Source organism: Kushneria phosphatilytica, from assembly GCF_008247605.1.
GTDB classification, from domain to species: Bacteria; Pseudomonadota; Gammaproteobacteria; order Pseudomonadales; family Halomonadaceae; genus Kushneria; species Kushneria phosphatilytica.
In genome coordinates, this window is record NZ_CP043420.1 from 2,000,550 (window position 1) to 2,027,217 (window position 26,668).

At 54.4% G+C, this 26,668-nt stretch carries 26 protein-coding genes and 3 tRNA genes; 6 read left to right on the plus strand and 23 right to left on the minus strand.

Features of this window, described 5'->3' with window-relative positions:
• Window positions 1–42: 42 nt before the first annotated feature.
• The 6 genes from uvrC (at window position 43) to FY550_RS09240 (ending at window position 4,186) form a co-directional block, all read left to right on the plus strand.
• Window positions 43–1,860: an excinuclease ABC subunit UvrC gene (uvrC, locus tag FY550_RS09215; RefSeq protein WP_149054494.1), complete on the plus strand. Its 1,818-nt coding sequence runs from the start codon at window positions 43–45 to the stop codon at window positions 1,858–1,860.
• Window positions 1,861–1,920: 60 nt separating this feature from the next.
• Window positions 1,921–2,469, plus strand: coding sequence for a CDP-diacylglycerol--glycerol-3-phosphate 3-phosphatidyltransferase (gene pgsA, locus FY550_RS09220; protein ID WP_070977641.1), 549 nt, complete (start codon window positions 1,921–1,923; stop codon window positions 2,467–2,469).
• A gap of 87 nt (window positions 2,470–2,556) precedes the next feature.
• Window positions 2,557–2,631 (plus strand) — tRNA-Gly (locus FY550_RS09225).
• A 9-nt stretch (window positions 2,632–2,640) separates the two neighbouring features.
• A tRNA-Cys gene (locus FY550_RS09230) sits at window positions 2,641–2,714 on the plus strand.
• A 61-nt stretch (window positions 2,715–2,775) separates the two neighbouring features.
• A tRNA-Leu gene (locus FY550_RS09235) sits at window positions 2,776–2,862 on the plus strand.
• 166 nt (window positions 2,863–3,028) lie between these two features.
• On the plus strand, window positions 3,029–4,186 hold the full coding sequence (locus tag FY550_RS09240; protein ID WP_070977642.1) for a tyrosine-type recombinase/integrase: 1,158 nt from the start codon (window positions 3,029–3,031) through the stop codon (window positions 4,184–4,186).
• Here the strand turns inward: FY550_RS09240 and FY550_RS09245 are convergent.
• The 23 genes from FY550_RS09245 to FY550_RS09355 form a co-directional block, all read right to left on the minus strand.
• Window positions 4,169–6,043 carry a hypothetical protein gene (locus tag FY550_RS09245; RefSeq protein WP_149054495.1) on the minus strand — a complete coding sequence of 625 codons (1,875 nt, stop codon included), beginning with the start codon at window positions 6,041–6,043 and terminating at the stop codon, window positions 4,169–4,171. The genes FY550_RS09240 and FY550_RS09245 overlap by 18 nt on opposite strands.
• Before the next feature lie 28 nt (window positions 6,044–6,071).
• Window positions 6,072–7,829 (minus strand): Kelch repeat-containing protein, encoded by a 1,758-nt coding sequence (locus tag FY550_RS09250; RefSeq protein WP_149054496.1) that lies wholly within the window; start codon window positions 7,827–7,829, stop codon window positions 6,072–6,074.
• The gene (locus FY550_RS09255) at window positions 7,829–8,803 is read right to left on the minus strand and encodes a carboxypeptidase regulatory-like domain-containing protein (RefSeq protein WP_070977646.1); all 975 of its coding nucleotides are present in this window, start codon (window positions 8,801–8,803) and stop codon (window positions 7,829–7,831) included. Before FY550_RS09255 ends, FY550_RS09250 begins: the two co-directional genes overlap by 1 nt.
• Window positions 8,804–8,830: 27 nt before the next feature.
• Window positions 8,831–9,343 carry a hypothetical protein gene (locus FY550_RS09260; protein WP_070977647.1) on the minus strand — a complete coding sequence of 171 codons (513 nt, stop codon included), beginning with the start codon at window positions 9,341–9,343 and terminating at the stop codon, window positions 8,831–8,833.
• Window positions 9,344–9,441: 98 nt separating this feature from the next.
• Window positions 9,442–12,525 carry a phage tail tip protein J-related protein gene (locus FY550_RS09265; protein WP_070977648.1) on the minus strand — a complete coding sequence of 1,028 codons (3,084 nt, stop codon included), beginning with the start codon at window positions 12,523–12,525 and terminating at the stop codon, window positions 9,442–9,444.
• Window positions 12,518–12,913, minus strand: a complete 396-nt coding sequence (locus tag FY550_RS09270; RefSeq protein WP_199287793.1) for a DUF6950 family protein — start codon at window positions 12,911–12,913, stop codon at window positions 12,518–12,520. Before FY550_RS09270 ends, FY550_RS09265 begins: the two co-directional genes overlap by 8 nt.
• Window positions 12,914–12,924: 11 nt before the next feature.
• Window positions 12,925–13,527: a hypothetical protein gene (locus FY550_RS09275; protein WP_070977650.1), complete on the minus strand. Its 603-nt coding sequence runs from the start codon at window positions 13,525–13,527 to the stop codon at window positions 12,925–12,927.
• Window positions 13,528–13,536: 9 nt separating this feature from the next.
• Window positions 13,537–14,136, minus strand: a complete 600-nt coding sequence (locus FY550_RS09280) for a hypothetical protein (RefSeq protein ID WP_070977651.1) — start codon at window positions 14,134–14,136, stop codon at window positions 13,537–13,539.
• A complete protein-coding gene (locus FY550_RS09285) occupies window positions 14,133–17,309 on the minus strand; it encodes a phage tail tape measure protein (protein WP_070977652.1) in 3,177 nt (1,058 codons plus the stop codon). The genes FY550_RS09280 and FY550_RS09285 overlap by 4 nt, the downstream gene beginning before the upstream one ends.
• Before the next feature lie 81 nt (window positions 17,310–17,390).
• Complete coding sequence (locus FY550_RS09290) at window positions 17,391–17,750, minus strand: superinfection immunity protein (protein WP_084388059.1); 360 nt, start codon at window positions 17,748–17,750, stop codon at window positions 17,391–17,393.
• Window positions 17,751–17,812: 62 nt separating this feature from the next.
• Window positions 17,813–18,130 carry a phage tail assembly protein T gene (locus FY550_RS17285; protein WP_420843353.1) on the minus strand — a complete coding sequence of 106 codons (318 nt, stop codon included), beginning with the start codon at window positions 18,128–18,130 and terminating at the stop codon, window positions 17,813–17,815.
• A gap of 14 nt (window positions 18,131–18,144) precedes the next feature.
• Window positions 18,145–18,516, minus strand: a complete 372-nt coding sequence (locus FY550_RS09300) for a hypothetical protein (RefSeq protein WP_070977655.1) — start codon at window positions 18,514–18,516, stop codon at window positions 18,145–18,147.
• Window positions 18,517–18,562: 46 nt separating this feature from the next.
• Window positions 18,563–19,072: a phage tail tube protein gene (locus tag FY550_RS09305; RefSeq protein ID WP_070977656.1), complete on the minus strand. Its 510-nt coding sequence runs from the start codon at window positions 19,070–19,072 to the stop codon at window positions 18,563–18,565.
• Between the two features lie 75 nt (window positions 19,073–19,147).
• Window positions 19,148–19,510, minus strand: a complete 363-nt coding sequence (gene gp17 / locus FY550_RS17240; protein ID WP_070977657.1) for a tail completion protein gp17 — start codon at window positions 19,508–19,510, stop codon at window positions 19,148–19,150.
• A 1-nt stretch (window position 19,511) separates the two neighbouring features.
• Window positions 19,512–19,961: an HK97-gp10 family putative phage morphogenesis protein gene (locus tag FY550_RS09315; protein ID WP_070977658.1), complete on the minus strand. Its 450-nt coding sequence runs from the start codon at window positions 19,959–19,961 to the stop codon at window positions 19,512–19,514.
• A complete protein-coding gene (locus FY550_RS09320; RefSeq protein ID WP_070977659.1) occupies window positions 19,948–20,298 on the minus strand; it encodes a phage head closure protein in 351 nt (116 codons plus the stop codon). Before FY550_RS09320 ends, FY550_RS09315 begins: the two co-directional genes overlap by 14 nt.
• Window positions 20,299–20,303: 5 nt before the next feature.
• Window positions 20,304–20,531, minus strand: coding sequence for a Head fiber protein (locus tag FY550_RS09325; RefSeq protein WP_139148658.1), 228 nt, complete (start codon window positions 20,529–20,531; stop codon window positions 20,304–20,306).
• Window positions 20,473–20,844 (minus strand): head-tail connector protein, encoded by a 372-nt coding sequence (locus tag FY550_RS17245; protein ID WP_070977660.1) that lies wholly within the window; start codon window positions 20,842–20,844, stop codon window positions 20,473–20,475. The genes FY550_RS09325 and FY550_RS17245 overlap by 59 nt, the downstream gene beginning before the upstream one ends.
• A 36-nt stretch (window positions 20,845–20,880) precedes the next feature.
• Complete coding sequence (locus FY550_RS09335; protein ID WP_070977661.1) at window positions 20,881–22,035, minus strand: phage major capsid protein; 1,155 nt, start codon at window positions 22,033–22,035, stop codon at window positions 20,881–20,883.
• A complete protein-coding gene (locus FY550_RS09340; protein WP_070977662.1) occupies window positions 22,035–22,706 on the minus strand; it encodes an HK97 family phage prohead protease in 672 nt (223 codons plus the stop codon). The genes FY550_RS09335 and FY550_RS09340 overlap by 1 nt, the downstream gene beginning before the upstream one ends.
• Window positions 22,703–24,007 (minus strand): phage portal protein, encoded by a 1,305-nt coding sequence (locus FY550_RS09345; protein ID WP_070977663.1) that lies wholly within the window; start codon window positions 24,005–24,007, stop codon window positions 22,703–22,705. The genes FY550_RS09340 and FY550_RS09345 overlap by 4 nt, the downstream gene beginning before the upstream one ends.
• 2 nt (window positions 24,008–24,009) lie before the next feature.
• On the minus strand, window positions 24,010–25,524 hold the full coding sequence (locus FY550_RS09350; protein ID WP_070977664.1) for a terminase large subunit: 1,515 nt from the start codon (window positions 25,522–25,524) through the stop codon (window positions 24,010–24,012).
• Window positions 25,525–25,535: 11 nt separating this feature from the next.
• A complete protein-coding gene (locus tag FY550_RS09355) occupies window positions 25,536–26,006 on the minus strand; it encodes a TerS protein (protein ID WP_070977665.1) in 471 nt (156 codons plus the stop codon).
• Between the last annotated feature and the right edge of the window lie 662 nt (window positions 26,007–26,668).

Consider the following 26,668-nt stretch of genomic DNA (forward strand, 5'->3'; position numbering starts at 1 on the left):
GGCGGTATCAACAGTCATCTGATGCGGAGCACAGACACTGACGTGAGCTTCGATGCGCGTGAATTTCTCAAAACGGTCACGGAATCCCCGGGCGTCTATCGCATGTTCGACGAGAGCAGCAACGTGCTGTATGTCGGCAAGGCACGCCGGCTGCGTCAGCGACTGTCGAGCTATTTTCGCAACAGTGGTCTCAATGCCAAGACCCAGGCACTGGTGGGCCGCATTGCCGATATTCAGGTAACGGTTACTCGCAGTGAAACCGAGGCGTTACTGCTCGAGCAGACGCTGATCAAGTCACTCAGACCTCCCTATAATATCCTGCTGCGGGACGACAAGTCCTATCCTTACGTCTTTTTAAGTGACCGCCATCCCTACCCGGCGCTGGAGTTTCGCCGTTCGCGTCAGAAGCGCGAAGATGGGCGCTATTTCGGCCCCTTTACCAGTTCGGGGGCGGTGCGGGAAAGCCTGGCACTGATGCAAAAGATCTTCCGCATCCGCAACTGCGAGGATACCGTTTTCGCCCACCGTACCCGGCCCTGCCTGCAGTATCAGATCAACCGCTGCTCGGCGCCCTGCGTTGGTTATATCAGTCAGGATGCCTATCGACGCGATCTCGAACACGCAGTGATGTGTCTGGAAGGCAAGAGCGATCAGGTTACCGAACAGCTCAATACTGAAATGGAACAGGCCAGCCAGGCCCTTGATTTCGAGCAGGCTGCTTTTCTTCGCGATCGTATTCAGCAGCTCAGACGCCTGCAGACCAGTCAATCGGTGGATACCGAAGGGGGAGACGCCGATGTTTTCGCGCTCGCCGAACGGCCGGGAGGGCTCTGCATCAGCCTGCTGTCAATTCGCCAGGGCCGAGTACTGGGGTCCCGCCACCATGCCCCCGACAATGAGCTCGACCTGCCCGCTGCCGCCCTGCTCAGCGAGTTCGTCAGCCAGTATTATCTGGGGCAGGAGCGCGAAATTCCTGATGAGATTCTGACCTCTCATGCTTCAGATGATCCAGAGCTGTTGCGTGCGGCGCTCTCCGAAAAGGCTGGCCGACGCATCCGACTGGCACACCAGGTGCGTGGCCATCGGGCCCAGTGGCTGGAGCTGGCACGCACCAATGCCGAACAGCAGTTGGCCACCCAACTGGCCGGCCGTCAGCAATTGAGTAACCGCTTCAGTCATCTGCGTGAAGCACTCGGGCTTGATGAAACACCAGCAAGGCTGGAGTGTTTCGATATCAGCCACAGTCATGGTGAGGCCACGGTGGCCTCCTGCGTGGTCTTTGATCAGAATGGACCGGTTAAATCCGATTATCGACGCTTCAACATAGAGAACATCGCACCCGGCGATGACTATGCCGCCATGGAACAGGCCCTGACACGACGCTACCGTCGTATTCGTAACGGTGAAGCCAAACGCCCTGATGTACTGATTGTCGATGGCGGCAAGGGACAACTCAACATGGCACGCGAGGTTTTCAGGGCTCAGGATATACACGACATCATGCTGCTGGGCGTGGCCAAGGGCACCTCGCGCAAGCCCGGTCTGGAAACCCTGTTTATCGATACCATCGATCGCAGCCTTTCACTGGAAGGCAACTCCCCCGCATTGCATCTGATTCAGCATATCCGCGACGAGGCGCACCGTTTTGCCATCACCGGCCACCGCCAGCGTCGTGACAAACAGCGCCGTACGTCTACCCTGCAGGATATTGCCGGCGTTGGCCCCAAACGACGACGAGAATTGCTCCGTTTCTTTGGCGGACTTCAGGGGGTACGCAATGCCTCACGTGATGATCTGGCAAGAGTCCCGGGCATCAGCAATCAGTTGGCCAGTCAGATTCATCAGGCCCTGCATGGCTGAGCCGTCCGTACAGCGTTAGAATCCCACAGTCACAAAACCGGCCAGGACACGATACGCAACATGAGCATTCCCAACCTCCTTACCCTGATGCGAATCATCCTGATCCCCCTGCTGGTAGTGACCTTCTACCTTCCATGGTGGTGGAGCTTCCCGCTGGCCGCCCTGCTGTTCGGGCTGGCGGCGATCACCGACTGGTTTGATGGTTATCTCGCCCGTCTCTGGAACCAGAGCACCTCTTTTGGCGCCTTCCTCGATCCGGTCGCCGACAAGCTGATGGTGGCCATTGCTCTGGGCCTGCTGATCGAGCGTTATGACGATGTCCTGATGACACTGCCGGCACTGGTCATCATCGGTCGTGAAATCGTTATTTCAGCACTACGGGAGTGGATGGCAGAACTGGGCAAGCGTGCCAATGTCGCCGTCTCGAAGATCGGCAAGTACAAGACGGCCTTGCAGATGATCGCCATCCTGCTGCTGCTATGCTTCCCTCCCGGCAGCCTGATCGCATGGCTTGGCATTGCTGTACTCTACATCGCAGCCATGCTGACCCTGTGGTCAATGATTCAGTATTTGCGTGCAGCCTGGTCGGAGTTGACCCGCTCGCTCTAGCCTCGGGTAAATGCATGCTACGCTGGCATTTTTCCGTCATCACGTTGACACATGTAGCGCGGCCGGTATAATGCGCATCCGTGTTCAGCGGGAATAGCTCAGTGGTAGAGCATCGCCTTGCCAAGGCGAGGGTCGCGAGTTCGAATCTCGTTTCCCGCTCCATCGAAATCGGGCTGGATGGCAGAGTGGTTATGCAGCGGACTGCAACTCCGCGTACGTCGGTTCGATTCCGGCTCCAGCCTCCATTTCGCTTACCTCATCATCCGCCTCAGTGACTACCTCTCGGCAGGCATTGATTACACCATTGCCCGGATGGCGGAACAGGTAGACGCAAGGGACTTAAAATCCCTCGACCGCAAGGTCGTGCCGGTTCGATCCCGGCTCCGGGCACCATCGTCTCTCCTTCCCTATCATTCAGAATCACTCTAAACCCCGCAATGACGTGGTATTCAGGCGTTTTCGATGACTGAGAATGCTTGGCCCACACCATCTCACCGTTGCTAATTCTGTACCGCGTGTGTACCGTCTCGGTTAGAGGTACACGGATCGGAAGCGGAACATGAAGCGCAGCGAAATCAGAAAGCGCCCCCTCTCAGACACCACCATTGCCGGGCTTGAGCCTGAAGAGCGCGAGTACCGTGAGCACGACGGCAACGGTCTGTACCTGCGCGTGAACCCGACCGGGTACAAGACCTGGATGCTCAGGTACAAGAAACCCAATGGTAAGTGGGCATGGAAGACATTGGGGAAATACCCTGCTCTGTCAGCCAAAGACGCCCGGCGCCAGGCCCTGAACGGCATAGAGGAAAAGCCCGATTCGATACTGTTCCGGGTCGCTGCCGAGGACTGGTATCAGCATAAGCTGGATTCGGGCCGCGCCCCTAGCGCTGTTCGTCAGATGCGTCTGTACTTGGATAAGGACATACTGCCCGAGATCGGGGACAAGCCTCTCGATCAGGTTACCCGTCAGGACTGCGTGAAGGTACAGGGTCGGCTGGAATCTCGCGGCGCCCGTTCGATAGCATCGAAAGTACGGGTCTGGCTTAACCAGATATTCTCTCGATCCATTGCACAGGGCCTGTGCGAATTGAACCCTGCATCCGAGCTGAATACCGTGGCGCTGCCGGTAGATGAGAAGCAGTACCCGCACCTGCTTGAGAGTGAGTTACCCGAGTTTCTGAACGCACTCCATGCGTCGCCCTGCCGAACACTGGCTATGACAGCGACATGGATGCTGCTGAGGACCGCATCGAGACCCGGGATGATCCGATGGGCGAAGTGGGAAGATATAGACTGGGAGAAGGAACTGTGGACGATTCCGGGCGAACGCATGAAGACACGCCGCGACCACCTTGTTCCGTTGCCGTCGCAAACCCTGAATGACCTGCGTCGGCTGCATGAACGCACAGGACGCTCGGATTACCTGTTTCCGGGCGTCGGAGAAAACCCGGTAATGAGTGATGGCACGATCAACAAAGTCATTCGTACTATCGGGTATAAAGGTAAGTTGGTAGGGCATGGCTCCCGACACACAGCCAGTACCCTGCTCCACGAGCACGGGTGGCCTCATGCCCACATAGAAGCTCAACTGGCTCACAAGGAAAAAGGTGTGTCAGGGGTTTACAACAAGGCCGCCTATCTCGAAGACAGGCGGCGCATGATGCAATGGTACGCTGATTATCTAGATCAGCTAGCTGAGTCAGAATCCGTGCTGTGAATTGTACAGATTAAGACTAAACCAGAAGCCTTGCGGGGTTTTAGGGTTTCCTGTACCGCGTTCGACAAAATAGAGTGTTACGCCATTCGCCCAGCGATTGCCACCGTCTCTACCAGGTTCGACGTATCCAACACCATCGAATTGGATACCCCGATCCTCAACCGTGACATCGATAATCGGGTTATCCATCGAGAAAGCGGTATGCAGTACCACTTCGCCTTCTGTAGACCAGTCCAGCGATTCAAACATGCCGACCCCGGTGGCGGTATCAGCCTGGGTCACGTAAGCTTGAGCGCGGACGCCGATGTATGCGGTCGAATCTTTAGCCACCTCAGATTTACCGACAAGTCCAGGGAGTGGTGCGTCTCCGCCATCCCACGCCTGTTCAAGCCATTCATATCGGCGTCCGGTTTCCTCGCCGCTGTCATCAGTATCGATGGCCTTCAATAACCGGAGCTTGCCACGAAACACGCCACCCTCGTCCTCGTCGTGTTTGACGGTGACGTTCTTGGCGCTGTGACGAGGCATCAGCTTCACGTCATCGGCTGCCTGCAATTCAATCGGGCAGTCGCCGTACTTTGTCCAGTCGGAACGGATCACCAGCGGCCCGATGGGAGACCAGTCATCACGACCTTGGTAAACCCCGCCAGTGGTCAGGTGCATCGCCTGGCCCGTGCTGTCAGTCACCTGTACTTTGTTGCTATCTGTAGACACACCGCCCATCTTGCCGTTGGTGAGGTCGTTATTATCTCCATCTGTGGCAATGTCGGTAAAAAATGGGTTGACCCAATTACCGCCATGAAAGTTGTTACCTGCCGACCAGCAATCCCTGAACTGTTGCGCATCTAGTGGGTACACTACTTGGATTGGATCATCCTCGGAACCTCCACCCCCTTCGGTCCAATTACCGATAAAGCCGCAATTGAAGATAACCTTGCCGACAACCATGGCATCGCTGCATTGTTCCCAGGTATTATGGGAAAAGCGTGAGCCCCAAAGCTGCCCTTCTGAGCGCATAAGGTGTTTACAGTATTGAGACAGGCAGCGCTCGACCGTATAGGTTGTCACAATGCCGCCGCTGTACGCATGGATATTGTTCGTGCAGCCAATGAAGTGACATTCGATGATATCGATATTAGCCCCGGCCCCGGCACGAATACCGTCATCCGGCATGTTGAATGTGCAGCGGGTAACCTTGTTGACGTAACCGTCCAACTCCAAGGCATGGTAGCTGTTTCCGTCCCTGCTATTATCAGGACCAAAAAAGGCCAACCCATCAGCCATGTAGACCCCAGTGAACATGGCGCCGTTCAGCTCAGATGATGGTTTGATCGCTGCACGGTTCTTAAAGAAGCCAAAATGGCTCCACATGTTCGAGCGCAACACCATACGAGCCTGCTTGCTGCGTTTACCTTTATCATCCTTGAGCCAGAATTTTACTGGCCTATCAAGCAGGTACACACCCTCATTAGGCACGATAATCGTGCCCGTAAGTTGTGAATCAATGGCTCGCTGAAAAGCGTCGGCTGAATCGTTTTGTCCGGTTGGGTCGGCACCCCAAGCGAGAACATTGCCGATGTCCTCAGTGCCCCATTCCCGTTTGAATCGGTCGCCGTTAGCGGTCACGATAAAGGCACCGCCGTCATCAACTGTACTAGTGTCACCCGGGACGTGAATAAATGTACCGCCACCGTAGCCGGTATACGTGTGGCAGCTCAGTACAACCCTCTCGCCATCCTTTTGAGGATTATAGGAGCGTAGAGATGCGAGGTCCGGGAGGACCGCGTTGCCGTTGTTATTTTTGTAGGCGTTAACGAACTCATCAAAAGACGATTTCAATGCTTCGGCCTGGTTCATGATAATTATCCTTGAGCCTTAGCCAGGTTTACAAAAGCCCGAGTTCTTCTTCTAGTGAGCGGGCATACTCATAAAGTTTGCGACTGTCCAAAGAGTTACCAATGGCTAATGCGAATATCTTACCGCGCCATGGCTCATATCCGTCCTGTCGCGAGGCAAGTGTCAGTGGTTTCTGAGCGTCATTATCTACGGCATCGGTATTCAGGGTACGGTTGAGAGCCCCGGTCTGGCGTGCCACGCCGCGAACCGTATCAACCGTCAGAACCCTCCTTTTAGGTAATACACCTATTCTGTTCAGATTCGTCTGAAACTGGTGGCATTGCTGGCTTCCACTACTACCGTTGTACCCGCCAAAGATGACCACCCGGTCCTTAACCATATCGGCGGTATTGAACCGAACTGCTTCGATAGGGGCGTCGCTTCGGTCTTCCCAACTCTCGTCGTCTCGGTAGAAAATCCAGAGCGATGAAGTCAGGCCACCACTCTGTTTACCACCGAATACATAGATGTCTCCAAGGTCCGGGTCACAAGCTACACCTGCTGTAGTGAACCCGGCGGGAGCATCCGGTAACTGGGTCCAGGTGATGTCTCCATTAGAGACCACCCCTTCGTACATATAAGGAAGGTAGCTGCCGTTGTAGCCTCCGCACAGATAGATGTGATCCTCGCTCACTGCGGAACACGGATTGTTGGCCGAGTACGGAATATCACTGATCTGATGCCAGCTTCCGTCCTCAAAATCTAACCGGTAAGCCGTTGCCGTGTGTCCCGCTGAGGAGTTGTACCCACCCAAAACGTACAAGCTGTCACCAACGACACATCCTGTACTCCAATACAATGAGAACGGTGGATCGGCCATCTGATACCACTGTCGTTCATTAATGACAAATTTCCAGGCAGTCTGATACGCATCCACGGCCCCGCTTTGCCGGGCGTCTGTTCCGCCAATCAGATAAAGCGCACCCTCGTAGTAGACCATCGTCCCACCGGAAGTGGGAGGGGGGCCATTTTCGGTGGGAAGGGTTTCATAATCCTCGAATACCGGATCGAAGCGATAGAAATCACTTAGAGCGGAGGCGGTCTGAAACCAATTAAGATCATCGTTACGCCCTCCATGAATATATAGATAACGGCCATCACTGGCTGTGTGGTGACCATAACGAGGTGAAGGGACGTTGCCATGGTCTGGCGACTCACGCCAGTCTGTCACCATCCAGTTACTCCACTTGACCTCGGATGACCCATTGTTAACGTCGATGGTGTTATATATCTCGCCGTTATCCGGCCGGGTCTCATAGATACTATACGCAGCACTGGAGCCTGCGTTGCGATCCTGAAAGAGCGGCCAGTTATAGGGCTTGTTTTCGTTTAGATCACTGCTTGTCTCCAACGCGATCACAAAGCAGGGATGGTCGAATGCCATATCCCCGGTGTCACCTACATTCAGATAGTCATCCGAACCGTCAAAGATTACGTAGCCCCGGTTCGAATCAAGCCTGTTAAAAGCAGGGCGTTCGCTGTCGCTCGCAGCCGTGGCTGTGAAGCCATTCAGGGTACGATCTTTCACCCAGCCTACCGGATCGCCAGTCGCCGGGTTACCGCCTGTACCATTTCGTTTAAGCTGCATCCGGTTTTGCTTATCGAAATCCAGCAAGCCGCCCTGATGCCCATCGGCAAAAAGCATCAGCCCGGTAGGGCCCCATACCAACTGAGAGCCTTGGTAGATCAGTACCGGCTGGTCACCCAAGCGAATGTCAGCTAACTTTCTATCTCCGAGTCTTAGCATTATTCCTCCGGCATTACGTAAAGGGTGGCACCATCCGTTGACGAGAGTTGCTGGTAATCGGAAACCGTCGTTCTGACAATTGAAGTTCCCTCGCCTTGAACAGCGGTCTGTGCCAGGGCTCCCTGCTTTGCGGTCGCATACTGATCTGGCGTCTTACCACCGAATGTTTCGACGTTCACTGTTAGGCTGACATCACTGCTACCGTCGAAGGTTGTTGACCCTGATGCGTCACCCGTCAGCGCAATTTTGCGAGAAGTGGCAAGTTTCACGGCGCTGTCAGCCGTCCCGGCTCCGGGTGAGATGTCTACCCACTTACTGCCTGACCACCGATAAATGTTGGCCGTATCATTGATCGGAACGACATAAATCTTGCCGGATTCCCCTGTTTCGGGTAGCTCGTCAACTTCGATCACATCATCCACGTAACTCGGAAGCTGCCCGGTCGGAATGACTCCGGTGTCATCAAGGGAGGCGAGTCCCCCGGGCGACCCCTTAATGTTTGTGTCGAGCTTCGTAGAGAGGTCCGGCTTGTCTGACAGGGAGTCATACGAACCATTGGTTGCCACATCCGCCAAAGAGTCAGGTTGAATAGCCGAATCCGCTTTCTCCCCCTGCTCAGATGTCGCAAAATAGGAAGCGTCATGACCATCCAGTTTGTCTGAATCCGCAGCCCTGAGAACGGGTGGGTTGGACTCAACCGGATAGTTCGCCAAGTCAAGTGCCTGGGGAATGGATAGCTCGGCATTATCACTGGATGTGATTTTACCCAACGCTGTCTTGTATCCGTCATTCGACCAGTACACCTGATAAGTACCGGGTTGCAGGTCAATATTGTAGGAACCGTCTTCATCGGTAGAAGTCTGGTACTCTGACTTCTCCAAGAGCCCACCTTTGGTGGTTTCCGTTGCGGTGAAGTAAAGGGAAACACCAGCAAGTGGTTCACCAGCGTTATAAAGAGTTCCGGTAAGCTTCATTACTTCGCTCCTTGAACAAACAAACTGTTAGTTATTATTTTCAGGCATGACATATAGTGTTTGTGGATCGAGAGACTCGATCTGCTCGAAATCAGAGGTTGTTGTCAGTACAATCGCTATTCCTTCGCCCTGAACGGCTGAATCTGCTTTTTCACCTTGTGCAGCATCAGCAAACTCATCGGCATCCGAAGAGGAAGCAGTGCCCAGGTCGGGTTTATCGGATAAATCCGAATATGAACCGCTGGTTGCGATAGTAGAGAAATCGGGCTTATCCGTGAGATCAGAATAAGAGCCACTGAAAAGAACGGGCTTGTTTTTCAGGTCGGCATAAAGACCACTAGTCGCAACCGTTTCCAGCGAATCAGATTGAACCGCAGAGTCTGCTTTTGCCCCTTGCTCTGAAGTGGCGAAGTAATCGGCATGGTGACCGTCAAGTTTATCAGCGTCGTCCGCTGTAATCGTTATCGATGTGAGTTTATCGTAAAGTTCATCAATAGTAGACTGTAATTGCTGAACATCTACCGTATCGCTGTTAGCCATAACCATTACCTGATACAAAAAAGCCCCACATAACTGCGAGGCTTATAAATAGATTAAGGGGTGGTAATTAAGATATAAAAAACCAAGCTTACCGTAGATCAGGGGATTTTAACCACGTTGGCGTTTACGGATGTAAGATAGAGAGAATCGAAGTTCTGATCCGTATCAGAAGTCTTTTGAACCGTGAGTTCAAGACTATTAGTCTTTGCAGGAAGCGCCAGACTAATCGAACCAAAGGAAAATATATCGTAGGGAAATGTATAGGTTTCCCCACCCCCGCTCAAGACAATGTTTACGAACGTCCTGATAGGTATTGTCCCGTCTTTTATATCCCAATCAAATTTAAGGGTTACGATAACTATTGGCGTATAGCCACCGTCCCTATCACCAAGATATTGATTGTGAGAATAAAAAGTCCAATTATTAGACCTACCCGACCAGTTAAAACTGGTGAAAGTGGCTACGTCGCCCTTAATGTCATCAGCAAACAGGGTTCCTCGAACAGTAGCATCATAAAACTCAACCGTGCCATTCTGCTCTATCTTCCAGCCTCTCGATCCTTGGCTATAGTTATTTGATTCAACATCTCCTGTGAATCGAGCCACTTCTTGGACATCGAGTACATCTGTACGAATATATCCATTCTCGATAAGTGATCTACCGTCATCAGTGACGATCTTACCAGCAGTAAGCTGACCGATAAGGGACTCAGGCATCACGACCCGGCCGTCTTCGACAATAAATGCCAAGACATGCTCCCCGCTCACCTCATTATAGATATAGAACTTATCGGCTACCGCACCAATCTCAGCGATGTCCCCATCCGTCTTGAGGCCCAATACCGCCTTAGAGTCTCCAACCTGAACAGTTCGAATCGCCCCAGCCTTAAACCCATTGCCGTCTTCTTGTACTACGGTATAAAGATCATCTTCTACCTGAGCCTGGGCAGTTTGAAGTGTAGTTACTTGTCGCGCCAGGTTAGACCGTACTATTTGCTCTACACGAAGGGTCGAGTTGTTTGTCTCACTGGCAGCTTTTAAAAGCAGCATCTTGACGGCCTGCTCATCACTACCACGTCGTAATTCGCTGATCGCCTTTTCGTTATTTTCAAGCTGCTGCCTAAAACCATCTAGGTCAGTATCTACCTGCTGAAGGACGCCGGGGGAAACACCTTCCACAATGTCATCATAGAGCTGGCCTTCCTGCTCAATCTCGTTTCTCAGAGCATCAAAGATGTCATCGAAGTTCTCGTTAGTTGTAGCCTGGGTCGTAAACCATTCGGACTTACCGTAAGCGTTGACTCCTCGGACCCAATAGTAATAGGTCTGTCCCGGAGTCCGGCCGCTATGAGTAACACTCGCGCCCTGCGATAGATACTCCGCCCGTTCGGTTACTTCCGCATTCGATATATCTGAAATAGTCGACCAGTAGTATTCCCAAGTACCACCACCAAGATCACCACTGTTGAGTGTCGGAATCAGCATAATGCTATCCCGAGCCTCAGTAACTACAACTCTATCTGGCTTGGGTGGCTGAAGAATATCGAAGGTCGCAACGCCCTCACCTGACGTAGCCAGAGAACCGCGAGCCGACACACCAACGGTATAGCTACCAGCCGTGAGCCCGGATACAGACAAATTTGTCACGCCGCCCGGTACTTGTGCCGACTGCACTGCGCTCCCGTCATGACGAATCACCACGTTATAATGAAGCGCGCCGGGAACAGCATTCCAAGTAATACGCCCCTGCTGTACGTCCCCGATCCGCTTGACCAGGTACCGTACGTTAGCGGGCGCGGCCATACCGCCAGTCGGCATATCAATGAAATCAGGTGGGCTGTAGGGCTGCGCTACTGAGTCATCGAAAATGTCAGCCGATACTGCGCTCAGAGTTACCTGACAACCCTCAGTACCGCTGAACTCCCAATCGGAAACAGCAAACTCGCCGTCAATATCAAGTGTCGGCAGACTGACCCTAACCACGCGCCCGGGACGGCACGCATACCCAGCGAAGTTCAGCTTCAGCTTTAGGTTACCGCCCGCACGTTTCTTGCGAAGCTGAATATTGGCAAGTCGCTGAGCCTGGTACGCATTAGTGACGAAGCGAAGATTGAGTGTATCTTCAATCTCTTCTCCATCCTGTTCGACCCATTCATCGACTTGTACCGAGGGGTAGTCGGTTTCAGTCCATCGTTGAGCGGGATCGACGAACGTGCCGCGAATGGTGTTCACCGCATCCGAACGAGAAACCTCTGTCGAACCCTGGACCTGACCAATGACCATATCTTCGGTGATGGTGAACTCAGCCGGGCCGTAATAGGCACCGGCCATGAAACCGAAACGCCCACCGATACGAACCAGGTTACCCGCACAGGTAGCCTCTATGTCGGAAATCACCTCGTCCTTGCGTTCGTCGGCCTTGAAGCCACCTGCCATAGCATAGCGCTTATCGACTCCACCATCGGGGTTAGTAACAGATTCGTCACAGATATTGGCTGCTTCACTAAACATGTCGAAAACGATCTCATCGTCTGGCACATTCAGGCGGTTACGTAGATACCAAAGCATGATAAGAGCGGGGTTATCACTATACCCGGTGCTCTCATCACGGGGGTCATAAAGCTCGTCGTTAAAACGTCCAGCGAACTTGAAGTCAGGGATGCCTGACGCGAAGTAATCAGAGTCGTAGGTCAGGGTCAGTCGAACGTAAGTCAGCCCTTTACCGATCTGGCTCTCCCGCCAATCGGGACTATTATTCAGGAGGTACTGATTTACTTCATCCGGGTCACTGACAACGTCCCATTCGATTAACCCGTCAGAGTCGTTAGCGTCCTCCTGATTGGCGTACACCGTCCTGATACCGTCGATGTGACCCTCAGTTACGGCATACACCAAATAAAGCTTCTCTTCGTCATCCCGGTCCTGGTCGCCGGTCTGCTCCTGAGCCCAAAAAAGCAGACCGCCAACGCCAATATCACCAAACACCCAGCGAACCGGCTCTTTCGACGAACGTACAGTCTGCTTAACATCCCCCTGGTTGGTATTAGCGTTGGGTTTCTGGCCTTTACTGGTAGCTGAATAAATCGTCGCCGCCGCCGTGATGCCGAAGTACGGATTACCCGTAGCGAACCCGACAGCGACACCGACTGCGACCGAGGCGACCGCTTCAACCGCGTCACCCATCTTCTACCCTCCATGCCAATTCAGGGGTTGCTTTCACACGACGAACGCCGTTCTGCGTGATCGAGAACACTGAACCAGCCCAAACGACCCCCATGGTGTTGCCGATTTCGCCCTCGAACATCACCATGTCGCCGCGCTGAGCTTTTGTGACCGGCACACGCTCAAAGTAGGCATCACACGCCTTTTCCAAGCTCCCGTGAATTTCAGTTAACTTTCGCTTAGCGCCAATCTCGGTTGTGTAATGTCCTCGGTACTTCTCAGCCGGGTCGATACCGCAGACAGCGATGCAACAGTCGGCCGCAAACGTACAGCAGTCGTTCTCACCCCACGAAAAAGCCGCCTCGTGGGCGGCTTGAATCGCGTCGTAAAGCTTTTGAGGCCAGTTCATACTTCTCATAACTATCCCGGATACTCGAATGAAGGCGCATCTTTTTCAGCGCCCCAATAGATAGGCCATTCGGACAATTGAGCAACGGCATAGAACAGGTCATCACCCGGATGCCGTGCCTTGTGATTCTCGTAGGTCCAACGTTCGGTGCCTTTACGCTGCCAATACGTCATCCGGTCGTTGATAGTGACCGTCACGGCGTTGGCACCGTCACCATTTCCGCTGTAATTGAAACTGGCAGCATCCATTTTTCCGCTGAAAAGAATGTCAGCCGAGTAGTCACCGGTTTCATCATCGATGGCAACAAGATAGACCTTGCCGTCTCTTCCTCGGCATCGATCTTTCAATGTGCTTGACACAATCGAGGAATCGAGCCCCGAGAGAGTCAAATCAAGTGATGTAGGCGAATCTCCGCCCAACTCCTCCTTGGCTGGTTCGATACTGCCAAACGACCCAACGCCCTGATATGTCCGACCGTCGATGGTGAGAACGCCGGTGCCCGAGTGAGCCAACGCTGGCGTATTCTGAAAATCGAGATAGACGGCAAATACGATCCGCACCGTCTCTCGCGATAGCATGTCGACGACGCTATCGGAAAACGGGAATGACAACATGGTTAGCTCTCACTGCGTGATGATTCGTTCGCGGCACTCAATCGTGCATGTCGATTTCGGCCCCAGTTCTCGGTTAATCGGGTTCGCCGCGTTTTTCAGGCGCATGACTGCATATGGGTCTGAGTAGTTGACCGCATCACCGCTGGCAGGCGCCTGGCGAATCCAGATATTGAGAGGTAGCGTCGCCAGGCCATCAGCATCCGACTCAACATCGTTCGTAATCTCGAACAGTTGGTCGTTGACCGTCACATAGTCACCACGTGACAGCACTTGAGTATTGGCCTGCCAACCACGAGTAGCCAAGGACCGAGAGTTTTGGCCGCCCCCGTCTACTGTGACCGTACCCAGGCCGCTGGGAGGTGTCCGCAGCCAGTCGCGCAGGCGGAAAAGTCCGGCCGGGCCGTTCAGACGCCCCAAAAACGACGAGAGGATGCGCTCCTGAAACGGCTTGAGGCCGCGAAACGTTAATGTGCAATCCCAATAGTCGCCCGGGTATGTGGCGATCTGCTGGTGATTCGTCAGTGTTGAGGTGAATACCCGGGTGTTGTACTGAACGCCCCAGTCCATTGCCTGGGGGCACAGCTCCCGGGGCCAGTCTTCAATGGTCATACATCCAGCTCCCGGCGCAGCTTGCGGTTATTGCGAAAATCGTCATACACGCGACGGTAGCCACGTTCAGCGCCCTCTTGGGCCGCTGCACGTACCAGCTCCCGGTCATGTGAGGAGGAACCGTTCCCGACGCTAATATCCTGCTGGATGGACGGTACGGAAGACGGCATGGCGCCACCCGAGGGCAACGTCATTCGCCCGGTGGAAGGTGCCGACTCCATACCCCCACGCCGGAACGATTCAATCGCAGGGATGCCGATACGATTGACATCATCCTGATTGAATACGTATTCGCCCTTGTGGACCGAGCCAGCGACATCGTATTTACCCCCGTCGCCGGTATATCCACCCGACGCAAACAGTCCGGTATCCATACCCAAAGCTCTGACGCCTCCTAGGGCCACGGAAGCGCCGCCGCCGCCCGCTGAACCGGCAAGGCCCAGCATACTACCCAGACCGAGAGCGGCCTGCTGGGCTGTTATCCGTGCAGACTGGGCGATGATGGTGTCAGCGAAATCGGAAAAGGAAATCTTCCCGTTCTTCACAAAGTTGGCGACGCTGCTTTCCCACGCATCGAACATGCCAGACATGAACGAATCAGCTTGTGACGCATGATCGCGAATAATGCTCAGGTAGTTATCCCAGGAACGAGATACACCGTTTTCCCACTCACCGCGCATGGCATCGAGCCGATCATAGTATTCACGGTTCATCGCCAGCGCCTGATCACGAGCATCGCGAATCTGCTTTACCGCCTGCTGGTATTGGTCGGACCCGAATGCCGATTCCGGCGTTTCTTCGTTCAGGTCCGACATATACCCTTGGTAGTCGCGCATGATCTTACGTTGCGCTTCTATCTGCTCCTGAGCCCTGTCGCCCTGGTCAAATACGCTCAGCTCATCGTTTTGCTGTCGGCGACGCGATGACAGGTCCGACTGAACCGACGACTCGATCTGAGCCGAGCGCTCTTTCAATTGATTCAGCGCTTCCTGCTTATCGACCTGTTCCTGGAGCGTTTCGGACACAGCCAGCGCCCGGCGCAACTCTTCTTCGTTCTGCCGAAGGGAATCGTTATCGCCATTTTGTAGCTGCTCGTTGAGTTCGACCCGCTGCTTCTCAGCCCATGTCAGGTCGCCGTTGATCTTGACCTGCTGGCGCAACTCGGCATTGTGCTTAGAGATAGACTCCAGCATTTTCTCAGCGTCTGACCGGCCGGGATCAGAGCTGCTGTCCCCTGAATCACGAATCTGCTCGATTCTGTCGGCTACCTGTTGAGCGGCAACCTTGAACTGATCGTCGCCGTGCTGGTCATAGGCGTCGAGGTACTTCTGACGCTCCTGCTGAAGGCTGTTGATCCGCTGTTCAGTGGATTCGTACTCCTTCGCGTTTTCCGACAGCTTCAGATACTCTTGAGCTGCTTCACTCTGCGCCCTGGCTTTCTCGTTCTCTTGCTGACGAATGATCTTATTCGTGGCCTGCATCCCTTCAAGAATGCCCAGCTCCGTCTTAAGATCGCCGGTACGCCCAAAAAGCGAGTTCAATGCTCGGTCGCCGCCCAGGAAACCGCCCGACAACTGGTTCTGTAAAGACTGGGTACGGTCGCTATCGTTGCCGATGCCCAGCGCCCCGGCCGCTGAACTCAGGTCTTCATTGATAGCGCTACTGACTCCGCCCCAAAAATCATTCCAGCCCGATTGCAAGCTATTCAGCAGACGGTCGACCGCGTTGAGATTATCAAGGACCTGCTTTGAAGCCTTGTCGCTGGCGTCACCCCACGCCTCCATGGCCTCCTGTACTGCCTGCTGCTTATTGCCCTGCTCAACGAGTCGCTGAATGTGCTGTGCGGTACTCTGGTCAAGAAAGTGATACTGAGAGTTCAGTTCCTGGAGCGCCGATACGGGGTCTTCTGCGATTTTGGCGTATTGAGAGACGAGGCTTTCTACTGACTCCCCTGTCGCCTGGTTCCTGAGCGCTACCGACTCGGCAACGGTGCCGATCTCACGGAACGAACGCTGCCCGGTGTTCGCCATCGAGGTAATCGCCTGCTTAGCGGCATCCGCGTTCCCCGTCTGATCTCCAATCCTCTCGGATAGCGCCTGAAGCTCTCCGGCGGTCGTGTTGGCGTAGTTGTTGGTAAGGGTCAGCGCTTGCTGAAACTCATCCTGTCGACTCGCGGCCGAGTAGATTGCTGCACCAAAGCCCGCAACCGCTGCCGCAGCAACAGTGAACGGGTTGACCATGCTGAGAACGTACTTCGCTGTCTCGCGCAGAGCCGTTCTGACATCCCCGAAGATGTCCTTGAGCTGGCCGCCCTGTTGCAACAGCACCTGCATGGGCGGCTGCCCCATCTGGAGAGATGTAGCAATATCGGTGAACTGCATCGGAAGCTGGCGAAGAGCTGCTTGCTGAGCCCGAGCCGTGGTCCCGAATTGCCCCATCACCTCGTCTGTCTGCGTTACCTCTTTGCGCATCTCACCGATGCGGGTCGAATACTCCTGATATCGTTCAGAGTCGATCCGGTTATCGGCCATATGCCGATCCAGACGCCGCTGCATCTCGTCTAGTTCTCCGAGACGCGAGGTAGTCGGATCAATCTGCTTCACCAGGGCGTTGAAGTCCCTCTGCTGATCACGAGCCTCTTTCTCCATTCGCTGGAGTGAAGCAGTGGTACCATCCGCCTGCTTCCGCAGTCGTTCCAGCTCAGCAGCGTACGTCTGATACCCCTGCTGGCCGACGTTACCGGCCGCCATGGCCGCGTCCAGACGCTGCTGCTGATCATTGATCTGTTGTAGCTTTGTAGATACAGGGTCAAGCTCGCCGACCAATTTCTGGAAATCAGCACGAGACCCCATCCCGTTCATTTCCGAATTGGTACTCTGAATCTCATCCCTGAGCCCGACGAGTTGAGACCGCATTGTGCGGAACGTCTCCCCCTCGTCCATATTCGGCATCTTGAGGTTGAAGTTTCCGCTCTCGAACGCTGTATCAAGGTCACGGATGGCCTTGTTGACCTGATTGATCTTTGACGTTGCCGGGTTCAGTTTTTCAAAAGACTTGGCGGCCCTATTACTGAACTCTTCGGCTTTGCGCTCTGATCGCGTTAGCGACCTATCGAAACCGCCTGTGCTGGCTACCAAGTCGACCGTAAGCTGACCTATTTTACGTGTCGCCATATAAACTCCGGGCACAAAAAACCCGGCGCAACGGCCGGGCATGAAAAACCCGGCGCAACGGCCGGGTCTGTATGTTTGGTATCAGGAACCTAGTAACTTATTCCTTTCCTGCTCGAACTGTTCTTCAGTTATCGCATTGTTATCTCGCAACCTCGCCAGTCGCTCAACCTGTGAGTATTTATCGGGAGCTGACTCGGCATTCGATGCCTGGTTCGCTTCCTGTAACCACGAGGGGGTGGTCGTGGGTGTCCCGGAATCGGTAGAAGCCCAAACCAAAGCGACGACCCAGCCAATAAAGGTCCAGCCGGTCAATAAGTTCAGAACTGCGATAGCGCCCGAATTTTTATGATCCTTCCTGCTTGCGACGATTGTCGGAATGAAGTAAATAGCCGCCGCAACCACAAATATGACGAGACTGTAGACTCCGTCCATGTCCACCATATTTACCCTCGCTTGTTTCTTTATGTTACATATATACATAAAACCATACACAAAACAAGCAGTCAAGCGGCCTTCCGTAGCTCATTCAGAAATTCGTCAAACGTAGCAGATTCAGTGTTATCCGGCGCTGACCACTGATGAGATGGTTCGGAAACCTCATGCGGCATGAAGTCCCCGGGAGATATATCACGATTGCCAGCCAGTCGATATACCGCTGCCAGCAAATAGGCGAAGCCTGTCTCCAATCGGCGCCCGGTATTGATCGACCCCCGTTTACGCAGATACCGAGCCCACATCAGAGTCTCCCGATATGTGAGCCGTTCCTTCGCCTCCGCGACTGTTCGCCCACCGACACCATTGAGCACCAACTCGCAAAACATCTCATCAGTGGGCGTTATGTCTTTCCCTCGTCGTCCTCTTCATCATTCTCATCGACAGGCGACCTCTCGACCTCATTCAACGCACTGCACAACGCCATCAGCAGGGACTGCTTGAATCGTTTAGCCGTGTTATAAGGGATCGCTGCGTGGTCCTGCATTCGTACCATCCGATGAACACGCCGAGCCATGAACGAACCATCACTGTCATCCTCCTCTCTACCGAGCTGAGCGGTGTTCAGGAAGATGTATTCATAGTCAGCAGCACTCATCTCTCGCTTGACGAATACCTGAAACTCCAGGGTCTCGTCACCGCTATCCCATTGAACAGTCTTCTCTTCAAAGCCGTCGTCAATGGTACCTTTCCGTACAAGCTCTTCAAGATTCATAATGTTACCTCTGTAGAAAGCGGGCCGAGGCCCGCTTCATGACCAATTAACTACCAGAAGTAGAGCCCGAACCGGAATCCGTGTCCGCCGTCTTCGGGATCGCGTTAATCCGACCGGAAATCTGAGCCGATACACTCGACTGAACAACGTCGTTCTGGTTAAACGTGAACGGATATTCGCTAATGTAGGCTTCAAAGCGAATCCAGGACCGGGTCTCCGGGAGCGTTACTGAAGCCGAATCCGACTCCAGCGACGGAGCCTCTGTGCCGTCAGACCAACCGACAAAGAAGTCCGTTTTATCACCCCTATCGTAGTGGTCGTACACAGCGATATGGGACTCATCCTGAAGGTCGGTATTGATAGTGAATGTAGCGGCTCCGGGAGTCCTGAGCCCCGCTTCATATTCACGATCCTGGTTTGCGAGGCAGGTTGTCTCAATCTGATCGCGAGGGGAGCTGATCCCGTCCAGAGAGTCGATGCAGCCGACTTCGACGATCTCGCCATTCTGTCGGTCGTGCATATAGAGTTGAGTGCCCTGCGTCTTAACGCCACTCATGGGCTTTCCTCCATATTTCAGGCATAAAAAAGCCCGGCTCGATGGCCGGGCTGTTGGCGTTTATTGAAAGGCGGATTACCGAGGTACTATCCAGTCAACGTCGAATGAAAAACGCCAGTTACGGGTATCCTCGTCCCGCTCGTTGAGGTTGTATGAGGTGACGTATGCGGCACCTTCCATCGCATGAATCAAAGCATCAGCCGCTTCATGAGCGGCCCCCTGATCCGAGGCGAAAACATCTATTTGTATTGTGAATCTATCTGTATCCGGGCGTTGAGCCAGATAGTTATAAGGCATCCCCGACGCAATCTGATGAGTAGCGTATGGCGTCGAGACCCCCTGCGGTGCTTCGGTAGGAAACAGACGAACCGGGTCTGTGCCCAGCACCGCAGTCACAGCACTTTTACCGGAACAGGTTTTGAAAACGGGTGGGTACACGTCATATGCTCCGTTCGATGCTTCGTCTCATTTCTGCCACGAATGTCGAAAAAACCGACTCGACATTTTCATTCATGGCCGGGCGGAGAAAAGGTCGGGCTCGACTGCGACCTGTACCGAACTCAACGAAACGCCAGTACGTGACTTTACCGGCTTCCTTGTCGCCTTTTCGGTAGCGAGCACCACCGCGCACCCCCACTCGTGCCGACATGTTGCCGGTCTTGCGATCAATACCCGTGTTCAAGATTATGTGGTCGGCGATGTTCAATGGGGTTCGAGGGTCATCAATACGCTCAGCGTTTTCCCTGGCGTCACGCTTAATCAGGTCCATTGATCGGCGCATGGACGGCCGCAACGCCTTCTCCTGCATTGACCCAGGAAGTCGTTTGAACTCCCGGGAAATCTGAGAGAGCCCCTTGATAGAAAACGAAACGCTTTCACTCGGCATCATCGGCCCCCCTGCTGACAGGGAGCGTGACGTACTCCATACCGGAATCCTCGTCCGGCAACTGCCCCTCGATGTTGTAAATGTGCCGCTCACCACGACGAGTATGAACAACCCGCATTGTCGGCTTGATGCCCGGTCGCCAGCGGATAACCACCCGCGCTGTAACCTGCGAGCTGACCGCTTGCGATGCGACGAACTCCCGGGCGCTCAAAGGCTCAATCGAAGCCGGTACGTTTCCCCAGCGGACCGCCCAGGATTCTTCCATGGCTCCCGTTTCCGGGTTCTGAGTCATCTGTTTTTCTTCTATATTGACCCTGTGGCTGAGTTTCCCGGCTCGCATTGGCCTTACTCCGCGAGATAACCCGCAGCCCGGAGGCTAGCGAGTAATGCGTTGAACTGAGCGGTCACATCACTACCGTCGCTGGAAGCATCAGCTACCGCTTCAGCCGGGTCTTTACCTGAAACTTCAAGGCCGGTTACAGTGCCGCCATCTTCCACTTCAAGCACCCCACCATTACCGATAACCAGTCGCTGACCGCCTTCTGTCGTATGTACTGCTGGCTGCTGTGCCATCTTCATCTCCTTTACGGTGTGCCCAGTCACGATCTGCCCACAGCAGATTCTCCGCCGTAGGGTTCGTATACGCTGAGTTCTCGAACTGAGCCTCGCGATTGGCGAACAGGTCGCCCAGGACCAGCAACATCGCTGCCTTGAAGTTGCGAGACAGTGCGTCTGCGCTGTCCTGATTCGGGTTGTCGCAATACCAGAGGCACCAATCGAGCGCTGCTCCGGCATACAGGGAGATCAACTCGTCCTCAGCGTCATGATCCAGACGTAGATGGGCCTTCATGGTGTCGAGAGACACCACCTGAGTCGGTTCAATCATGAGCTATAGAGGGCGGTCGCCCGCCCTCTCCTACGGTTAGCTGGACGTGAACGAGCCCCGGACAATGGCCTTGGGACGATAGTGGGCCAGCGCCAGGCGTTCCTCGGCGAGGATCGTAATCATGTTCTTGATGAAGTTGTCACGATCACTCTCGGAAACGGTCACGCTGGCATTCCACTGGTCCCACACCTGCGATGCCAGGCCAAAGGCGCCAACGGTGAACGTGCCCTGGGTCTGCTGCATGGTCGGAACCACAGGCAGGCCCCAAATGCGATTCGATGCGAATGCCTGCGGACCTCCCAGGATGTAGCGGCCGTCACCATCCTTCATGAGAGCGATAGTGTGCCAATCCCGAGGGTTCAGAATCAGGCCGCTGGCCGAGTAGTACGATTCGGTGACCTGGTAAATCGCATGGGCCAACTTATCCGCCATCGAGTCACCGGACGCATCGAGTTCGGTGTCATAGCCGGTAGCGACCGTATTCAGACCCTCAAGGTTATCGCCCTCGCCGTTGCCGTTGAGGAACTGCATATCCTCGACCTCACCGAGGCCGCGCAGCAGCCGGTTCTGGATATACGACTGGAGCTGCGGAGCATCACTCATTGCCTGGCGCGATGCCTGGACGAAATGCGCAATGACCTTAGTGGTGGTCGAGTGCTTCTCGAACGTGAAGTTGGATTCAGGCTTCTGTTGAGTCTCGGGGACAATGGCCGCCTGGTTATCGGTCATGTTCTCCCGGACGTACTCCAGGGCACTGGTCGACAGGCTACCCTGCATCAGCAGGTCACGAATGCGAAGCGGCATCTCCGGGTCACGAATGACACCGGGCATCCGGTAGGGCTCAACCAGCGGATCGACACCATCGGAGTCGGTGGTCAACGCCTTGTGGAAGCTACCAATTTCCTTTTTGAACGAGTTACTTCCACCCTTCAGGTGCTCAACGGCTTCCTCCGAAGCGGCCCTGAATACCGACTTCTGGTTCTGAGGATCGTTGGCAGCGCCCTTGCTCTGCTCCAGCTCAAAAAGCCGATCCCCAAGCTCTTTCTGTCGATCATTTACTGTCTGAAGCTCACCCTTCAGCTCTTCGTTAACCCGGCCATTAGCCTCGATCTGGCTCTTCTGCTCATCGTTCGCAGCCTTGAGACGACGCTCCATCTCACCGAGTTCGGCTTTGATAGTCTCAACACCCATTATTTACCACCCTTAATATCAAAATTGCGAATCATCGAGAGGACTTCATCAGCCTCTTCATCATGCTTATGACTTTCGGAATCGCTCCGAATGGTCGCCTTGACACGCGAGATCACCCCGAGTGCCTGGGACTTCGATAGATTGGCTGACTCCCTCAACCAGTCCTCGATGTCCTTGATTGTTTCGACCCCATCCAGAGACTTGACGCTGGAAACTCTGGCTCGCTCATTCGCCGGCCAAGTGCAAAGGCTGATCTCTCGAAGGGTGTCGATACTGGAAAACACAAGTCCTGTATCACTCTCCTCGACATCACTCATATTGACGGTGAATCCGACCGAAAGACCGCCAACAGTCTCATGCTTCATAGCAGCACGAAGATCGGACGATTGCTGCATCCCGGGGGTCAGTTCGCCCTTGGCATAGAGCCCGTATTCATCTTCGTGCAGGTCTAGCCATTTACCGACTGGCAAATCGAAACTGGCATGATTGAAAAACATTCCCACATTGCTTCCCTTTTCCAGGGCGGGCGCAAATGCGCCCTGGGTAACTACATCGCCGTGGGAATCTTTATTGCCGAATACGCTGGCATAGCCCTCGAATGTACCCTCATCGCCATCTTCAAATTTGACGTGGGCCTGTTCCAGCGGGATTGTTTTCTCAAACTTCTTCATTCTTTATCCCCTAAAGAAGAAGCCCCGCTTGGAGCGGGGCTTTCGTCTTCACCTGCCATCGACAAGGGCACGTTCTGTTTCTGAATAAGCGGCTCATCACCCCCCTCAACCGGCGGTAAGTTTTCGCGTGCCCTCGCTTCATTAATCGTATACACGCCGTTTCGCGTCATCGTACTGAGGAAGTTGGCCCGTGCCGTGGAATCGCCACGCAGTAGCGTCTCCAGGTTATGCTGGACGCGAATACGATTAGCACCTCGACGATCCGAGGGGCGAACCAACTGCCGTTCGATGGCGCTTTCCCAGGCCTTGAAATAATCCATCAGGGTCGATTGAACGAACTCGATGTTCTGTTGTTCGATCCCGGAGCCCCATGATGTACTATTTTCAATGTGCCCGATCTTGTGGGGAGGAACACCGAAAATTCGGGCTATTTCCGCGACCTGAAAGCTCCGTGACTCCAGTGTCTGAGCATCCGTGGGGCTGATCGTAACGTCCTCGGTTTCAAAGCCCGCTTCCAGAATCCAGAGCCGGTCGTTAACAGGGCCGTGAGCCATCTCACTGAACCTCTGTTTGACAATTTCGCGCTGATCGCTGTCCAGTATCTTGTCGCCTGTCTTCAAAATCTTGGGCGTCTTGGCGCCGTTGGCATAGAACTCCTTTTGTTGGTCTTCCATGGCAATAGCTACGCCCAGTGTTCGACTGGCGTTAGCAATCGGTGAAAGACTGACAATGCCGTCAGTTCCGAAGCCTTTCAGGTGAAAGATGCGATCCGACGTGTAATCACGAAAACCGTCGCTACGGTTCACCCGATAACGAAGCTGGCTCTCATCGTTCAGGAAAACGTCGACATTTGGAGACTGAAGCGGGATGAGCGATGTCACCTCGCCTGCGCTGTTTCGATCAATGAATGCGTAGGCATCACCGAACAGGGTTCGTTGAACGTTCATCGCCTTCCGAAAGTCGTACGGCGACATGTAGGCGTTTGGCGAACCGTGGAACAGCTTGGATAGGTAGTGTTCAGGCTCCAGGGATTCCGACTCGTCCTGACGCCATCGGTAGAACTCGATGGGCATACTGGATGTCATAGTGGAAAGCAGGCGAACGCACGCCCATACAGCGCTGATCTGCATGGCACGTCGGTCAGTAACCTCGGACTCACCAACGTGACCGTGAGCTGACGACGGGCCATTGATCTGACCCGAATCAGGGGTTACAAGACGGCCTCCTGAAAACCATGAAACCAGCCGCGCCCAAATACCCGAGTTCGTTTGCAGGTCAACTGAATAGTTGGAATCGGCCATATTCAAAAACTCAAAGGCGATGAAATGAAATCGTCGAGAAGGCCGTCTATTTCAACCTCGGTAGATGCCATGCGCATCGCCATAGCAAGGGCAACCATACCGTCGATCCGAGACGTGGCTTTCGACTTGTCGAGTTTGCGGTTTCCCGCTGCGTCCTGAGTGACAACGGCACCGGATGCACACATGGTCATGACTGGATTCATGCCGTGATTCATACGGCCATTCAGCAGTTCTGACTCCAACGTATCGAGCGCTGGGGCCATGTCCTTGTAGCCCTGACCGTGCTCAAGCAGGGGTAAGTTGACGCCTATCGACTCGGCTTCACGACGCAATAAATCAATTCGGTAACGGTCGTATGCAATACCGGCGACCTCACAGTCCCTCATGAGGTCCGCGATGTCGCGCATGACGTATGAGTAGTCCACCGTGGCCCCCGGAGTGGTCCGCAAATACCCCTCGCGTGCCCACTGGTCATACGGCCAACGGTCCCGCTTTGCCCGTTCAAGTAGTCCCTCTTCGGGAGTCCAGAAGATCGGCCAGACATGCCAGACACCCCTGCTCATGCCCACAAGCACCAGAGCCGTCAGGTCAGTACGTGTGGAGAGGTCCAGACCGCCGTATACGGTCATCCCCTCCAGGGGAACTGGCCGTTCTCCGCAACTCTCCCATACAGATTTACTGACAAACGGGGCAACGGTAGACACGCGCTGGTTCAGACACAGGTTGCGAAACGTGTTCTCGAACGCAGGCATTCGGCGAGCTTTTTCGGCCTGTTTTTCGAGGTCGGACCTCTTCCTGAAAACACCCAGTGCCGGGTTCGCCGCAGCCCACGCTTCCTGGTCATTAACCGGGGCATCCTTACCGGCTGCGTACACATGGCTGATGATGTGTGGGTCACCGGACTCTGCGGCGTCGTCGATCCAGACCGATAGCAGGTCGGCATCCTCGGCAGCCTGCGTACTGATGCACAAGAGCAACGGGTCGTCATGAGCGCCCTGTGCCGTGGTAACAGCGTCTACGAACTCATCCTGCGACCCTTTCACCTGGCCGGTCTCGTCCAGTATCGCGAGGATCGGGCTCAGCCCGTGAGTGGTTTTGCCCTCCGCCGAAAGCGCCTTGTATTCCACATTCATCGGTAGCCCGATGAGGCGCTTGCTCGACGGGATGATGTGTACCAGCCCCTCCAGGTCCGTATTCAATCGGATCATCTTCACTGCGAGGTTAAAGATGATCGACGCCTGCTCCCGTGACATGGCGCCTGAAACAATCTGACTGTTCTGTTGAGCTTCAGGCCCAATCAGGTGCGCCAACACGATACCGGCGATTAGCGCCGACTTGCCGTTCTTTCTGGCGATCGACAGGATGCCCGTATGCGAGCCATGCGGGTTGTCGTACACCGAGAGGATGAAATCGCGCTGAAAATCCTCCAGCACGATGGATTGGCCTACCTTGGCCCCCTCGGGTACTCGACAGTAACCCTCAATGAATCGAATTACCTTTTCCCCACGGGTAGCCATAACCTATCTCTTCAGTGCATCGGCCTCGGAATCAGGCCATCGTCCTCAGTGGATTCAATCGACTGCTGCGACTGGCGCTGCTTGCTGTTCTTCTTCGTCTGGTCCTCACTCGGCCCTTGCGTGGCGTGTGCATGGACCTGAATCGTCTTCGCCAGGGCTACAGCCCGGCGTGACAGGGTTTCGAGTAGCGAATGCTTCGGATTCACGATCTGTGTGCCCTTTGCGTTCACTACGATGTCGCCCTCTTCCGCGATCTCGGTAGACAGCCGCTCTATATCGGCCTGGCACCGCGCCAGATTGGCTGCATGTGCCAGGTCAACGCCCGTCCAGCTTCCACGCGCGCGTGCGCGAGTGATGTCGTACCAGAACGGCCAGTCGACATCCCGGAGCTTTACATGGGCCGGTGGTTCGAGGTCCGACTGCGCCGCGTCCATCGCCTCAGCAGCGTATTCAGCGCCGTCAGACCGTTTTCTGCGTGCCATACGGTCCTCCTTGATAGGCGTAAACAAACTGGGCATACCGCTGAAACAACGGCATCCCCTGTATGTTCATGCCCTTCAAAAAACGGTTAGATTGTTTTTTCGACTGCGCGGCCGGTCAGCCGGGTCGGGGTGGTCAACTTTTAACCACCCCCGCCAAGACATTGATTTTGAACGATTTTTTGGTAACACCGTCGGGCTTGCAATGTTATAAAGTAATAAGCAAGCAGCCACGGAAGGTTGGTAGTAGGCAACCAAAAGGGGACGGTTGGTTGTAAGTTACTGATACTGCTGGTTTTTATCTCGCATCAAAGCCAGGAAATGCTCGACAGAATCCGCACGCATACGCTTAACCATGGGCATTATTGCGCCGCGTGCCCTGTTGCATTCGCTGCAACTCGTGACAAGGTTGCGCGGACTGTTGTGCAACGGCTCATCATCCAGATGATCCGCCACAGCAGTCTCCCAGCCGAGAGCAGCGCCGCACCAGTAACAAGGCTGACAGCGACCGGCGTTTAGCTCATATAACAGCCAGCGATGCTCTAAAACGTAACCGCGTGCGTTGGCTAGTGGATGATCGTGCGCTGGTATCAGCCAATATCCATTTGACGTTTTATACCCTTTCCCAGCCATACAACTATTGACACCAAAGGCAAGATGAGTTA